This window comes from Trueperella sp. LYQ141 (genome assembly GCF_046599555.1).
Classification (GTDB): Bacteria; Actinomycetota; Actinomycetes; order Actinomycetales; family Actinomycetaceae; genus Trueperella.
Genome location: NZ_JBKIWQ010000010.1, coordinates 29,408 through 43,421, shown reverse-complemented (window position 1 = coordinate 43,421; position 14,014 = coordinate 29,408). Strand labels below are relative to the sequence as shown.

General features: G+C 52.7%; 9 protein-coding genes. 8 read left to right on the top strand and 1 reads right to left on the bottom strand.

Translation table 11 applies throughout. From position 1 onward, the window contains the following. Positions 1 to 422 precede the first annotated feature (422 nt). The 4 genes from ACLHIJ_RS07665 (at position 423) to ACLHIJ_RS07650 (ending at position 5,892) form a co-directional block, all read left to right on the top strand. Positions 423 to 1,217, top strand: a complete 795-nt coding sequence (locus ACLHIJ_RS07665) for a siderophore-interacting protein (RefSeq protein WP_411298869.1) — start codon at positions 423 to 425, stop codon at positions 1,215 to 1,217. 59 nt (positions 1,218 to 1,276) lie between these two features. Continuing rightward, entirely contained in the window at positions 1,277 to 2,341 is a 1,065-nt protein-coding gene (gene coaE / locus ACLHIJ_RS07660) for a dephospho-CoA kinase (RefSeq protein WP_411296355.1), read from the top strand. Positions 2,342 to 2,378: 37 nt separating this feature from the next. Continuing rightward, positions 2,379 to 4,430: an excinuclease ABC subunit UvrB gene (gene uvrB, locus ACLHIJ_RS07655; protein ID WP_411296354.1), complete on the top strand. Its 2,052-nt coding sequence runs from the start codon at positions 2,379 to 2,381 to the stop codon at positions 4,428 to 4,430. Positions 4,431 to 4,788: 358 nt separating this feature from the next. Further along, the gene (locus ACLHIJ_RS07650) at positions 4,789 to 5,892 is read left to right on the top strand and encodes a TerC/Alx family metal homeostasis membrane protein (protein ID WP_411296363.1); all 1,104 of its coding nucleotides are present in this window, start codon (positions 4,789 to 4,791) and stop codon (positions 5,890 to 5,892) included. Between the two features lie 124 nt (positions 5,893 to 6,016). On the opposite strand, the gene ACLHIJ_RS07645 is transcribed toward ACLHIJ_RS07650, so the two are convergent. Continuing rightward, positions 6,017 to 7,000, bottom strand: a complete 984-nt coding sequence (locus tag ACLHIJ_RS07645; protein ID WP_411296353.1) for a bile acid:sodium symporter family protein — start codon at positions 6,998 to 7,000, stop codon at positions 6,017 to 6,019. Between the two features lie 110 nt (positions 7,001 to 7,110). Between ACLHIJ_RS07645 and uvrA the strand changes: the two genes are divergently transcribed. From uvrA to ACLHIJ_RS07625, 4 genes are read left to right on the top strand one after another with little or no spacing between them, the layout of a single operon-like run. Beyond that, positions 7,111 to 9,981, top strand: a complete 2,871-nt coding sequence (gene uvrA / locus ACLHIJ_RS07640; protein ID WP_411296352.1) for an excinuclease ABC subunit UvrA — start codon at positions 7,111 to 7,113, stop codon at positions 9,979 to 9,981. Beyond that, positions 9,974 to 12,067: an excinuclease ABC subunit UvrC gene (uvrC, locus tag ACLHIJ_RS07635; RefSeq protein ID WP_411298868.1), complete on the top strand. Its 2,094-nt coding sequence runs from the start codon at positions 9,974 to 9,976 to the stop codon at positions 12,065 to 12,067. The genes uvrA and uvrC overlap by 8 nt, the downstream gene beginning before the upstream one ends. Positions 12,068 to 12,106: 39 nt before the next feature. Then, a complete protein-coding gene (gene rapZ, locus ACLHIJ_RS07630) occupies positions 12,107 to 13,060 on the top strand; it encodes an RNase adapter RapZ (protein ID WP_411296350.1) in 954 nt (317 codons plus the stop codon). A 2-nt stretch (positions 13,061 to 13,062) separates the two neighbouring features. After that, positions 13,063 to 14,004 carry a gluconeogenesis factor YvcK family protein gene (locus tag ACLHIJ_RS07625; RefSeq protein ID WP_411296349.1) on the top strand — a complete coding sequence of 314 codons (942 nt, stop codon included), beginning with the start codon at positions 13,063 to 13,065 and terminating at the stop codon, positions 14,002 to 14,004. Positions 14,005 to 14,014 lie beyond the last annotated feature (10 nt).

Below are 14,014 nucleotides of genomic sequence, written 5' to 3'. Positions count from 1 at the left end.
GATAAAACACGATGTATCGGCGTGGCAATAAGTTATAGTACACGCAGTAAAACCGCAGTTATGCGCTATTGTGATCGCAGCGCGGGGGCGGCAGCGCCGCGTTACACGTCTATCGGGTGTCTGCTGGCTGAGCTATGTTATGTGTGCATGGTTACCTCAGTATGGCGAGCGGGCGGCGCGAGTACCATATTTTACTCGCGCCGCCCGCCTGTGTTCTGGCAGGGAGTAGTGGTTATCAAGTTGGGTTGTACCGGAAGCCGAAGTCGGCGATATGGGGTTGTAACACTTGATGATTCAGCGGTATTCGGTTGTGGCGCCACGCGAGCCAGGCCGATCGCATTGTTCAGTTTGGCGAGCACAGTAGCTATGCCGTGCCTAGCACCACACTTAACCTCCAATTAGAAAAGGGTAGACTTGCGTATATGGCATACTCTTTTTCGCGTGACCGAGTCCAATACCCGCTCACTTCTCGTATCGGAGTCGTACACGAGGTTGAACACTTGGCAGGGATATACCGCGTACATATTGATCTTCCTGAGGAGACAACAATTAAGGCACTCGGACCGACCGATCATCTTAAAATCTTCGTGGCAGATGATCCGAGCCGACGTATTGAGCTACCTCAACCGCATGCGGGGCAGCGCCCACAGCTTTCCCCTGGGGTTGTGAGCCGAGATGTGACGATACGCGAGGTAAACGGTTCTCGTCTCATCTTCGACGTGGTCAATCACCGTAGTGGACCGCTTATCGAGTGGGTGCGTAATGTGCGCCCAGGAATGTCTGCTACGACCGCTGGACCGCGAGGTTCGCTGTTAGCGCCTGCTGCGCCGCGCCTATTTATGTGCGTGGATGCGAGTGCGCTTCCTGCTGCAGCACGCTGGCTGGAATGTACGTCGGCAGAAAAGATAACGCTGGTGACTCGGACGAGCGGAATTGATATTGCCCAATATCTTGGCTCAGCCTTAGCGAAACAGAATGTAACTTGGTATTCCTATGACGATCAGGCGCCGGCACGCCACATTATTGATCGGTTAGCAGGCTACAACTTTGCCGAACATTACGTATGGTGTGCCGGTGAAGCACAATGGTTGATCCCGATTCGTCGGTGGCTCCGCACCTGCCCGCAGCTTTCCCATGAGAATATTAGTGTAGAAGGGTATTGGAAACTGGGAGTCAGCGGGCATGACCATCATGCGCAGCTCGATCCGGAGGAATAAAGAACTCCTCGAAAAGTATTCTTCCTTCTTACAGCAATAACTGATAGGAAAACGGCGCAATGTTAACACTGGCGATCACCGGCGGTATCGGCTCAGGAAAATCTACTGTGGCTCAGATCTGGAAAGAAAACGGAGCTACAGTCATTGATGCCGACGCTATTGCCCGTCAGATCTTATTACCAGGATCTGAGGTCGTCGATCGTATCGTGGAGCATTGGGGAGCGGACATTCTCACTGCAGATGGGCACATCAATCGTCCAGAACTAGCCCGCCGGGTTTTTCAGGATCCAGCGGCCCGCCATCAGCTTGAGATGATAACGCATCCAGCTATTAACAAACGTGTCGATAATGAATTCGCTGCCGCAGTGCAACGAGATCCACACGGAGTGGTGATCTACGACGTGCCACTGCTCGTCGGTTCGCCTCGTCAGTTTTCCCTACATGCCAATATTGCGGTGAGCACGCGCGAAGATGTGCGGGTATCGCGTCTTATCACATATCGAGGAATATCTCGTGAGGATGCCTGTGCCCGTATCTCCTCCCAAGTATCTGATAGCCAACGTGAACAGATTGCTGACGTGGTGATTCACAATAACGGTAGCGTTGATGAGCTACGGGTCTGTGTACAATACCTCTGGCATGAATGGGTTGAGCCATTCCGCCAACGTCTAATGCAGCCGTGCCTGCCTATCCCACAGCGCTCCAAAGATGACGCATATTCTTGTGATGGCGAGCCGAATGCCTCGGGCAGTGGGGGGTCCTCGCCCACTGCTACATCTGGTTGCGCTGCTTCGCTGCCGAAGCGCCCATCGGCCAGCGTGGAATATATCGAGGACAATCCCAATACTCACGATACGGGTTTTAGCTATCTGCCTTTTGGTGCAGGTAGCGGCAGCTGTATCGCAATACGCCACGACGCCGATCTTCATATCCGCCGTCTACAGTCGTGCGGGGCGTCGGCGCATATTGACGGAGACGGTCAGATCCGCCTTGCACACCTAAGCGCAGCCCATGCGAAGAATCTGGGCTGGGTGCCCAGTTGTGCTGATTCGAGGGTATTCGTCAGTGCTAATCCGTTTTCCCTATGGCTTGCGCACAGTTGTCTATCATCTCCTAGCAAATAATTTTTTCGATACGACGTGCGGCTATTAGCCTAGAGATATGCGCCCTGTTTCAGATCTTATTCGTCATGATGCGCCTTTCCACGTCATCTCGGAGTACCGGCCCTCGGGGGATCAGCCTCAGGCTATTGCCGAGTTAACTGAACGCATATCTGGCGGGGAATCGGATGTCGTTCTTCTGGGCGCGACGGGCACCGGCAAATCGGCGACGACTGCCTGGATGATTGAGCAACTGCAACGCCCGACCTTGATTCTCGAACCGAATAAGACGCTCGCTGCGCAAATGGCAGCAGAATTTCGGGAATTATTGCCCAACAATGCTGTGGAATACTTTGTTTCATATTACGACTATTACCAGCCGGAAGCCTACGTTCCGCAAACGGATACGTATATTGAAAAAGATTCTTCTATTAATGACGAGGTGGAACGTCTGCGCCATTCCGCGACGAATTCCTTACTGACCCGCCGCGATGTCGTTGTTGTGGCGTCAGTGTCATGTATCTATGGTTTGGGAACTCCGCAAGAGTATGTTGATCGGATGGTCCAGTTGCATGTTGGCCAGCAGTTGGATCGTGACGGGCTGCTGAAGCAGTTTGTTGGCATGCAATATACCCGCAATGATATGGCTTTCACTCGCGGAACTTTCCGAGTGCGGGGAGATACCGTCGAGATTATTCCGGTGTACGAAGAGCTAGCTGTCCGGATTGAATTCTTTGGTGATGAGATTGACCAGATTATGTTGTTGCACCCGTTGACGGGCAATATTATTCGGCAGGTAGATCACGCATATATCTTCCCAGCCTCTCATTATGTTGCTGGCCCGCAGCGGATGGAACGGGCAATGCGCTCGATTCAAGCGGAACTTGATGAGCGCTTGGCTCAATTCCGTGACGCAGGAAAGCTATTAGAGGCTCAACGGTTGGAAATGCGCACATCATACGATTTAGAGATGATGCGTAATCTGGGATCATGCGCTGGTATTGAGAACTATTCGCGGCATATTGATGGGCGTGGGCCTGGAACGCCGCCTAACACCTTACTGGATTATTTTCCTGAGGATTTCCTACTGGTGATCGACGAATCTCATGTTACTGTCCCGCAGATTGGGGCAATGTATGAGGGGGATATGTCGCGTAAGCGCACATTGGTTGAGCATGGTTTCCGCCTGCCATCAGCGATGGATAACCGCCCGCTGAAGTGGGCAGAATTCTTAGAACGGATCGGTCAGACGGTCTATCTATCAGCCACTCCCGGACCCTATGAACTCAGCAAATCCGACGGTGTGGTAGAGCAGATCATCCGTCCAACTGGTCTGGTCGATCCGGAGGTTATCGTCAAGCCAACGAATGGGCAAATTGATGATTTGTTGGAGGAAATCCGAGTTCGGACGGAACGCGATGAGCGCGTATTAGTCACAACTCTGACGAAGAAAATGGCTGAAGATCTCACGGATTATCTCGTTGAACGTGGGGTGCGCGTAGAGTATCTCCATTCAGACGTCGATACCCTGCGCCGTGTGGAATTGTTGCGGGAATTGCGTTTGGGCAAATATGACGTGCTCGTAGGTATTAACCTATTGCGTGAGGGGCTCGATCTGCCAGAAGTATCACTGGTGGCAATCTTGGATGCAGATAAGCAAGGATTTTTGCGCTCCACAACCTCCCTGATTCAAACTATTGGCCGTGCAGCTCGTCATGTTTCGGGGCAGGTCCACATGTATGCCGACGAGATAACGCCAAATATGCGTCAGGCTATTGATGAAACGAACCGCCGTCGGGAAAAGCAACTTGAATTCAATCGGGTGAATGGTATTGATCCGCAACCCCTGCGTAAGAAAATCTCTGACGTTACAGATATGTTGGCGCGAGAAGATATTGATACGGCACAGTTATTAGAAGGTGGGTATCGGCGCGAGAGCACGCACAAGATTGCGCTACCGTCGCATGATGGCGAAGAGATTGAAACCCTGTTGCAGGATCTGACGGAGCAAATGCATGCAGCCGCAGAACAATTACACTTTGAGCTTGCCGCTCGATTGCGTGATGAGATTGAGGATGTTAAACGAGAGCTGCGGCAGATCCGCCAGCGTTAAGTGTCATGTGTGCTAACTGGCTATATTTCGGGGTATGCCGATATATAGATGTCGATCTTTAGTGCCGACGATAGATCGCCATGCCGGATCTTTCGCAGCTGAAAAGATGTCATTGACCGCACAGAGGAGGAATACTGCCGCTGAGATGGTAATGGGTTAGGATCGTTTCTGCGGAGGGGAGTATTCCCATGCAACATCGATTCGTCAGTACGGCCTATGCCCGGATCGTGGCCACTATGTGGCGGGAAGAGACCTCCGGTACTTCGTCGTTCGTGTACCGGAAGGTGTGTACCCTATGGTTATTTCGTCATTTATGTCAGCGGCTACTCATGGCGTAGCTCAAGCAGCGCAGGAATCAATGGTCGTTCATCCGTGGGAGTGGCTGGCATTAATTGGGCTAGTTGTCGCTATGATCGCGTGGGATCTTCTCGGTCATGTGCGTAAGCCGCATGACCCAACAATTAAAGAAGCTGCCCTGTGGTCCAGTTTTTATATCTCTTTGGCGGTTATCTTCGGTGTTGTCGTCTATCTCAAGCATAGCCCGGAGTTTGCCGCGCAATATTTTGCCGGATATTTAACTGAAATATCGCTTTCTATTGATAATATCTTCGTCTTTATTATCATTATTGCGGCCTTTAGAGTTCCCCGAATTTATCAGCAAAAGGTGCTGATGTGGGGCATTGTGGTGGCCTTGCTGATGCGTTTTGTCTTTATCATTGCCGCGGCGACGATCATCGAAAAATTCGCCTGGACGTTCTTCATCTTCGGAGCCTGGATGCTGTACACCGCCATCGTTCAGGTACGCGACGGTATCGAAGAAGAAAAGAACCGCAACAACCCCAATGCGCCCGCCGCCTCAGAGGAGTATGAACCAAATTTCGTTACTCGCTTAGCCTCTCGGGTGTTCCGCGTAACTGACGGCTACGTCGGGCAGCGTCTGGCAATTCGCCGTGGCGGTAAAACCTGGGTGACGCCACTGCTCATGTGCGTGATCTCCATTGGATCAATTGATCTGATGTTTGCGCTCGACTCCATTCCCGCTATTTACGGTCTGACGAGTGAGCCCTTCATCGTTTTTGCCGCAAACGCCTTTGCCCTTTCCGGATTGCGCCAGTTGTTCTTCCTAGTGGATGGCCTATTAGACCGACTTATCTATCTGCATTTTGGTCTAGCGATGATCCTTGGGTTTATCTCGCTGAAACTCATCTTGCATGCGTGCCACGGGGTTGACGTCCTCACTGCGATCCACGAACCTTCCCCGCTGGTATCGACGATGATTATCATGGTGATTATTATCGTTACCGTTATTGCTTCGATTATTGGGGCGCGCCACCATGCCCGACGGGTACAGCACGCCTCACAGATCGGCCCCTTTGAGCCAACCGCTATGGATCTCGGGGAGCAGGCGACGGGCAAGGAAAACCCTGATTCGGCAACAGAAACAACCGCTAACGTCAATTAGCCTAAAGAATCACCGCGTAGCATGAGAAAATCGCCATCATGCCACGCGGCGATTTTGCATATCGGTTCAGCAACACGAGGCACAAAGGCGGCGTCACCGCTAAGCGATGCGCCCACATTCAGGGCTACTGCGCTATTGGCTCTGCGTCGCGCCCTAACCGTCGGGCAATAATTGCGCAGGTGATGAGCTGAACCTGATGGAAAATAATCACCGGAACGGCGATAGCGCCAACGAGTGCCGGATCGAACAGGGCTTTAGCCATCGGCAATCCGCTTGCCAGAGATTTCTTCGACCCGCACATCAACAAAACAATCTTTTCAGCGCGCGACAGCCCGATAAGACGCCCCGCATACCAAGTACTTGCCAACATAATGGCCAACTGGATTGCTAACACAATGAGGAGCAGAACAAAACCGCCAGGGGTAACAGAGGTCCACGCGCCATCATTTGTTGCTTTAACAACGGCAGAAAAGACCACGAGAATAATCGTTGAGTTATCCGTTATTCGGGTAACTGCTCGGTGCGCACGCATCCACGTTCCAGCAAAAGGTTGGAGGCACTGCCCGACAATAAATGGCAACAGTAGCTTGATGAGCACGGATTCAATGCCTCCAGTTGAGGCATTATCTAGATGCATGAAAAGCAAGACCAGGGCTGGAGTGAGAAACATGCCCAAAATATTTGAAATCGTCGCAGAACATACCGCACTGGCAACATTGCCGCGCGCAATAGAAACAAAAGTGACGGAGGATTGAACAGTGGAGGGCAGGAGCGATAGATAAAGCAATCCGGTAGCGAACGCAGTACCGATAAGAGAGTGCGTCAGACCATATAACGCGAATCCAACCAGCGGGAACACCAGATACGTCGCTACTAAAACAGCAGCTTGTAAGGTGATATTGCGCAATCCGGCAATTACTTCAGAGGTCGGCAAACGCATTCCATAAACGAGGAAAACCATTCCCACAGCAATATCGCCGATCTCGGAAAGAACATCATTTGCACCGGCAGAAACGGGAAGAAGCAAGCCGAGAATGAGTGCCAAAATAATGCCGGTGAGCAAGAAATCCGGACGAAGATAGCGAGGTAATCGGAAACGCGAAGCCATGGTGCTACTGTAAATCAGATTACTGGCAGTGACGATATACGCATCGCGCCGGTGGCGGAATTCATGGTCATACAGTCGTATTCGGCGCGGCACTTTTCTAAACTGTGGGAGTGCATGAATATATCCACGTTCAAGGTGCTCGGGAACACAATTTACGCAATGTCTCAGTTGATATTCCACGTGGGACGCTAACGGTATTCACTGGCTTATCTGGTTCTGGCAAGTCATCCTTAGCCTTTGACACGATTTTCGCAGAAGGGCAGCGTCGCTATGTGGAATCGCTGTCGGCGTATGCGCGTCAATTCCTTGGGCAAATGGATAAACCCGATGTGGATTTCATTGAGGGATTGTCACCAGCAGTCTCCATCGATCAAAAGTCAACAAATCGCAACCCGCGCTCAACGGTGGGGACGATCACCGAAGTCTATGATTATTTGCGGCTACTCTACGCTCGAGCTGGAACGCAATATTGCCCGGTGTGTGGTGAACTTATCGCAGCGCAAAGTGCGCAGAAGATCGTGGATCGGCTGCTGGATTATCCGGAGGGGACTCGTTTTCACGTATTGGCGCCGGTGGTGCGTGGGCGAAAAGGGGAACATGAGGATGTTTTCCGCTCCTTAATAGCCGATGGATATTCGCGCGCTCGGGTGGACGGCGAACTGATTCGGCTTGATGAGATTCCGAAATTAGCAAAGACGAAGAAACATACCATTGAGGTCGTTGTCGATCGGTTAGTAATCCGCGAGGGAATCCGATCACGGCTCAATGACTCTGTGGAGACGGCGCTACGCCTAGCGCATGGGCGGCTAATTATCGAATGTGTCGATCTCGCCCCAGATGATCCGAGTCGGGAGCGCAAATTCTCGGAGTTTCGCTCCTGCCCAAACGATCACGTCCTCGATATTGAAGAAATCGAACCGCGCACATTCTCCTTTAACGCTCCCTACGGTTCGTGCCCAGAGTGCGATGGGATTGGCTTTAAGGTTCAGGTTGCCGCTGATTTGGTTGTTCCTGACGAGGATCTCAGCATTAATGAGGGCGCGATTGTGCCGTGGTCCGTCACTGCGTCGGCAACTGCTCGTGATTACCACATGCGCCAAGTTGCCGCCCTCGGGGAATCACTCGGTTTTGATCTGGATACCCCCTGGAAAGAGCTGCCAGAACAAGCCCGAGAGGCCTTGCTGTACGGCCAGGATTACACCGTGCGTATGCGTTATCGCAATCGGTGGGGGCGCGAAAAAATATACAGTTCAGGATTTGAGGGGGTACTACATTTCGTGCGCCGTAAGCACGATGAAACCTCCTCGGATTGGTCGCGCGAGCGCTATGCGGGCTTCATGCGGGATGTCACGTGCTCTGCCTGTGGGGGAGCACGGTTACGCCCAGAAGTATTGGCAGTTCGTATCGGGGAACTCAATATCTTTGAACTCACCGAGCTATCTATCGCCGATGCGTTAGAGTACATCCGCAATGTGACGTTAGGGCAGCGGGAACAGCAAATCGCCAATGCCGTTCTCAAAGAAATCATTGATCGACTCGATTTCCTCGTTACAGTTGGTCTGGATTATCTGACGTTGTCGCGATCCGCTGGGACCCTTTCAGGTGGCGAAGCTCAACGGATTCGCTTAGCCACCCAGATTGGCTCAGGGCTTGTGGGAGTGCTCTACGTTCTCGACGAACCATCCATCGGCTTACATCAACGCGATAACGAGAAACTTCTTTCGGCATTATTGCGGCTACGCGATCTAGGCAATACGCTCATCGTCGTTGAACATGACGAGGACACTATTCGCGCTGCGGATTATGTTGTGGATATTGGCCCAGGAGCGGGTGAACACGGTGGAAACGTCGTTTATAGCGGTACACCTGACGGATTAGCACAGGCCGCTGATTCCATCACTGGCGCATACTTAACGGGCGCTCGGGCCATTGCGGTGCCCAGCCAACGCCGCAGTATCGATCCAGAGAAGATGTTAACGGTACAGGGGGCGCGGGAAAATAATTTACGCACAATTGACGTGCAATTCCCCGTGGGGGTCTTTACCACCGTCACCGGAGTATCAGGTTCAGGCAAATCGTCCTTGGTGAACACGATTCTGTATCGGGTATTGGCGAATAAACTCAATCGTGCGCAAACCCTGCCGGGGCGGCACACGAAAGTCACTGGTCTGGAGCATGTCGGTAAAGTTGTCCATGTAGATCAATCACCGATTGGTCGGACGCCGCGCTCAAATCCAGCAACATATACCGGCATGTGGGACGATATTCGCAAGTTATTTGCGCAGACGGAAGAAGCAAAAGTTCGGGGTTATGCTCCGGGGCGCTTCTCCTTCAACGTCAAAGGCGGGCGGTGCGATTCGTGCGACGGAGATGGCACCTTGAAGATTGAGATGAACTTCTTGCCAGATGTGTACGTCCCCTGCGAAGTCTGCCACGGCACGCGATACAACCGCGAAACCCTTGAGGTTCACTATAAAGGCAAGAACGTCGCTGACGTATTGAATATGACCATTAGTGAAGCGCGAGAGTTCTTCTCGGCTATCCCACGGATCACCAAATATCTAGAGATGATGGAATCTGTGGGCTTGGGATATATCCGTCTTGGGCAGCCCGCAACCACGCTTTCTGGAGGCGAGGCACAGCGCGTCAAACTCGCCACTGAACTGCATAAACGCTCAACTGGCCGCACGGTCTACATGCTTGATGAACCGACGACGGGTTTGCATTTCGAAGATGTGCGCAAATTGCTTTCTGTCCTGCAAGAACTGACGGATAAAGGCAATACCGTCATCGTTATTGAACATAATCTGGACGTTATTAAATGTTCGGATTGGTTAATTGACCTCGGTCCAGAAGGCGGGCGCAATGGGGGAATGGTGATTGCCGAGGGGACCCCCGAGGATGTAGCACGTGTGGCGCAGTCGCATACCGGTCAATATATCCGGCCCATTTTGGAACGGGCAGGGACGCTCCATGGCTGATCCGGCTGACTATCGCCCGCGTACTGGTGATATTCCGACCCAGCCAGGGGTGTATCGCTTTCTCGATGACGAAGATCGCGTCCTATATGTGGGAAAAGCAAAGTCGCTGCGCAATCGGCTACAAAACTATTTTCAAGATCCGGCTGGATTACATCCGCGTACTCGACAGATGGTATTCAGCGCTTCTCGCGTTGAATGGGTGATTGTTGGCTCAGAAATTGAGGCATTAACGCTGGAGTACGCCTGGATTAAAGAGTTTTCTCCGCGTTTTAACGTTATGTATCGGGATGATAAGTCCTATCCCTATTTGGCGGTGACGCTGCGCGAGGAATATCCGCGCGTGATGGTCACTCGTGGTGCACACCAGCGCGGAAATCGCTATTACGGCCCATACACAAAAGTGTGGGCCGTGCGTGACTCGCTTGATCTGCTGTTGCGCGTTTTTCCCGTTCGCTCATGTACGTCCGGGGTATTTCGTCAGGCACAACGGGCAGGGCGGTCGTGCCTGCTGGGCTACATTGATAAATGTTCAGCCCCATGTATTGCTCGAGTCTCGGCGGAGGAACACCGCCAGATTGTTAACCAACTCGTCCATTTTCTTGACGGCACCGGCGAGGAATTGATTAGCGAAAAACGTCAAGGGATGGCTGCGGCTGCGGCGAGTCAACAGTATGAATTAGCCGCAAAACTACGTGATGAGGCTGCTGCGCTAGAGACTATTGCGGAGCGGAACGCCGTCGTATTCGATTCAGATGTGGATGCAGACGTCTTTGGTTTGCAGTATGACGAGTTGGAAGCCTCAGTTCAGGTATTTTTTGTGCGCGGTGGCCGTATTCGCGGGCAGCGTGGCTGGATTACAACGATTGAAGATGAAGATGCCGCAGGGCTTATTCAGCAGCTTTTACTTCAGGTTTATGGTGAATACGCTGCTGGGAATTCTCGGACGGCTCCGCGCAGTCATGCCCGCTCGGTTGACGATATTGCGCATACCGCGACGGCAGCTATTCCTCGCGAGATCTGGGTACCAGTGTTGCCGGTTGATGACGCCGCTGTGAGCCAGTGGCTCACTCAAATCCGAGGTGCGAAGGTGCAGATCCGTACCCCGCAGCGCGGGGTAAAAGCGAATCTGATGGGGACCGTTCACGAAAACGCGGTGCAGGCCTTACAGCGGCACAAACTCGCGCGCTCGGGTGATTTAACTGAGCGTTCGCAAGCCTTGGAGGAATTGCGTGTCGGTTTGGGGCTGCCCCGAGCGCCATTGCGGATTGAGGGCTACGATATTTCGCACACTCAGGGGACGAATCAAGTCGCATCGATGGTGGTTTTTGAAGATGGTTTAGCGAAAAAGAGCGACTATCGGCACTTTATTATCCGAGGAGCAGACGGTTCTGGTGCCCGAGATGACACAGCCGCTATGGATGAGGTGTTGCGTCGGCGCCTGCGTCGGCTCGTTGCAGATACATCGCTGAGTAATACTCAGGTTGATGGTGATGCCCCACATGATCTGTTGCATATTGCGAGATCAGCAGATACGCATCTTGCAGTGGGAGATAGCCCAGCCCTGCCCCAGGAATCAACCGACCTATCCCAATCACCTGGGGCAGCTACATCGCCTGAAAATGCAGAAATATCCGAGGCAACCCCGCGCCGGTTCGCCTACCGACCAGATCTCATTGTGGTTGATGGGGGATTACCTCAGGTTAATGCGGCGCAACGAGTGGTTGACGAGCTTGGTGCAGATGTTTGCGTCATCGGTTTGGCTAAGCGATTAGAGGAGATATGGCTACCCGGCGAAGAGTTTCCGGTTATTCTTTCGCGCTCTTCGCCGGCCTTACGTTTGCTACAGTATCTGCGCGATGAATCCCACCGTTTTGCCATTACCTTCCATCGGAAGAAACGCTCTCAGGCGATGCGGCGCTCAGTATTGGATGACATTGCGGGCTTAGGGCCGGTAAAACAGCAGGCGTTACTCAAGCGCTTAAAATCGGTGAGTCGGATTAAGGCTGCCAGCGAAGACGATTTATGTGCCGTGCCCGGAATCGGCCCACAGCTAGCTCAAACGATTTACCAATTTTTCCACCCGTGAGGGGGAGCGCACGGCGAAAAAGAATGGCACGATAGAACTATGGATATTATCCCGCACGAGCACATTAACGATACGAGCAAGATTCCACGGATTGTCCCGCAGCTTGACCGCGAAGCGGTGCTCCCTCCGGTGGATGTCCCAGAGATCATTATTATCACTGGTATGTCTGGGGCGGGGCGTACTCGAGCAGCAGCGACGCTGGAGGATCTCGGATGGTACGTCGTTGATAACTTGCCACCCCGTCTGCTTACGGCCTTAGCTGGGTTGATGAGCCCGGCAGCTGGGGGCGTGAGCCAGTTAGCTGCTGTGGTTGATGTGCGCTCTCGCGGATATTTCCGTGAATTTGTCGAAGTGCTTGATAGCTTACAAGAGCGCAATCTTGACTATCGCATTATTTTCTTGGACGCGACAGATGACGTTCTGGTGCGCCGATATGAGTCCGTGCGGCGTCCTCATCCACTGCAAGGCGATGGGCGACTGCTAGACGGTATCGTCCATGAACGGCATTTGCTTAAAGATCTCCAACAGCGGGCAGATATTTATATTGATACGAGTAATTTGTCGGTGCATGATTTAGCGCGAAAGCTTCGCTCTAGCTTGGAACACGCAAAAGATGCCGGGACGCATGTGACAGTGATGTCTTTTGGCTTCAAATACGGGATTCCGTTAGATGCCGATCACGTGGCAGATGTGCGGTTTTTGCCTAATCCCTACTGGGTGAGCGAATTGCGGCATCTCACTGGTAAGGATCAGCCGGTGGCAGATTTCGTCTTGCATATTGCTGGAGCGGAGGAATTCATCACTGGCTACACCAAGGTCTTGGAGCCAATTTTCTCGGGGTATCGGCATGAGCTTAAACCTTATGTCACGATTGCGTTCGGGTGCACGGGAGGAAAACACCGCTCAGTGGCAATGGCAGAAAAATGCGCCCAGATTATGCGCGATAATGGTCATTCCGTGCGAGTAATGCATCGCGATTTAGGTCGGGAGTAGCGATGCGTGAGCGACGTGGGGCGCATGGGGCGAAGGTCGTTGCCTTAGGCGGCGGGCATGGGCTCTATGCTAGTTTGCGGGCTTTGCGGCTACTGACGAGGAATCTCACTGCGGTTGTGACGGTTGCCGATGATGGTGGCAGCTCCGGGCGTCTGCGCGAAGAGTTCGATATTTTGCCTCCCGGCGATCTGCGCATGGCTTTGTCTGCCTTATGTGATGACGGGGAGTGGGGGTTGACCTGGCGCGATGTGCTGCAATATCGTTTTGCCTCCGATGGTCCTCTCAATGGGCATTCTCTAGGGAATCTGCTACTGACCGGGGTATGGGATTTACTTGGCGATTCCGTTGAGGGTCTCGATCTCGTTGGTCGCTTATTAGATACCAAAGGGCGCGTTGTCCCGATGGCGGCAACCCCGCTGCGCATTGAAGCTGACGTGCTAGATGGAACGCAGACCCGTCGCGTCGTCGGGCAAGTTGCCGTGGCCTCGTCGGATAACGAAATCTCGAAAGTGTACGTCTTTCCAGAGAATCCGCCAGCTTTCCCGCAAGCATTGAGCGCGGTTCATGAGGCTGATTGGGTAATTTTTGGTCCTGGATCGTGGTACACCTCCGTCATTCCGCATCTGCTGGTACCGCAATTGCATGAAGCGCTGCGCAATACTGCGGCTCGACGCGCGCTGGTTATTAATTTGGTTCGAGATAGCGAAACAAAAGGTCTATCTCCGGCCGATCATATTCGATCTTTCCATGAACATTCCCCAGATTTACGCCTGGATGCGATCATTGTGGACGAAGATTCGGTCACGGATTGGGAAGATCTTTCGCACGCGGCTTCTGAATGTGGGGCAACTATCCACAGTGCCTCGGTGCGCTCTCGCCATAATGAAGCGTGTCACGATAGCCTGCATTTGGCGGCCGTTTTTCGAGAGCTACTCGACTCCTAACACTGATTAC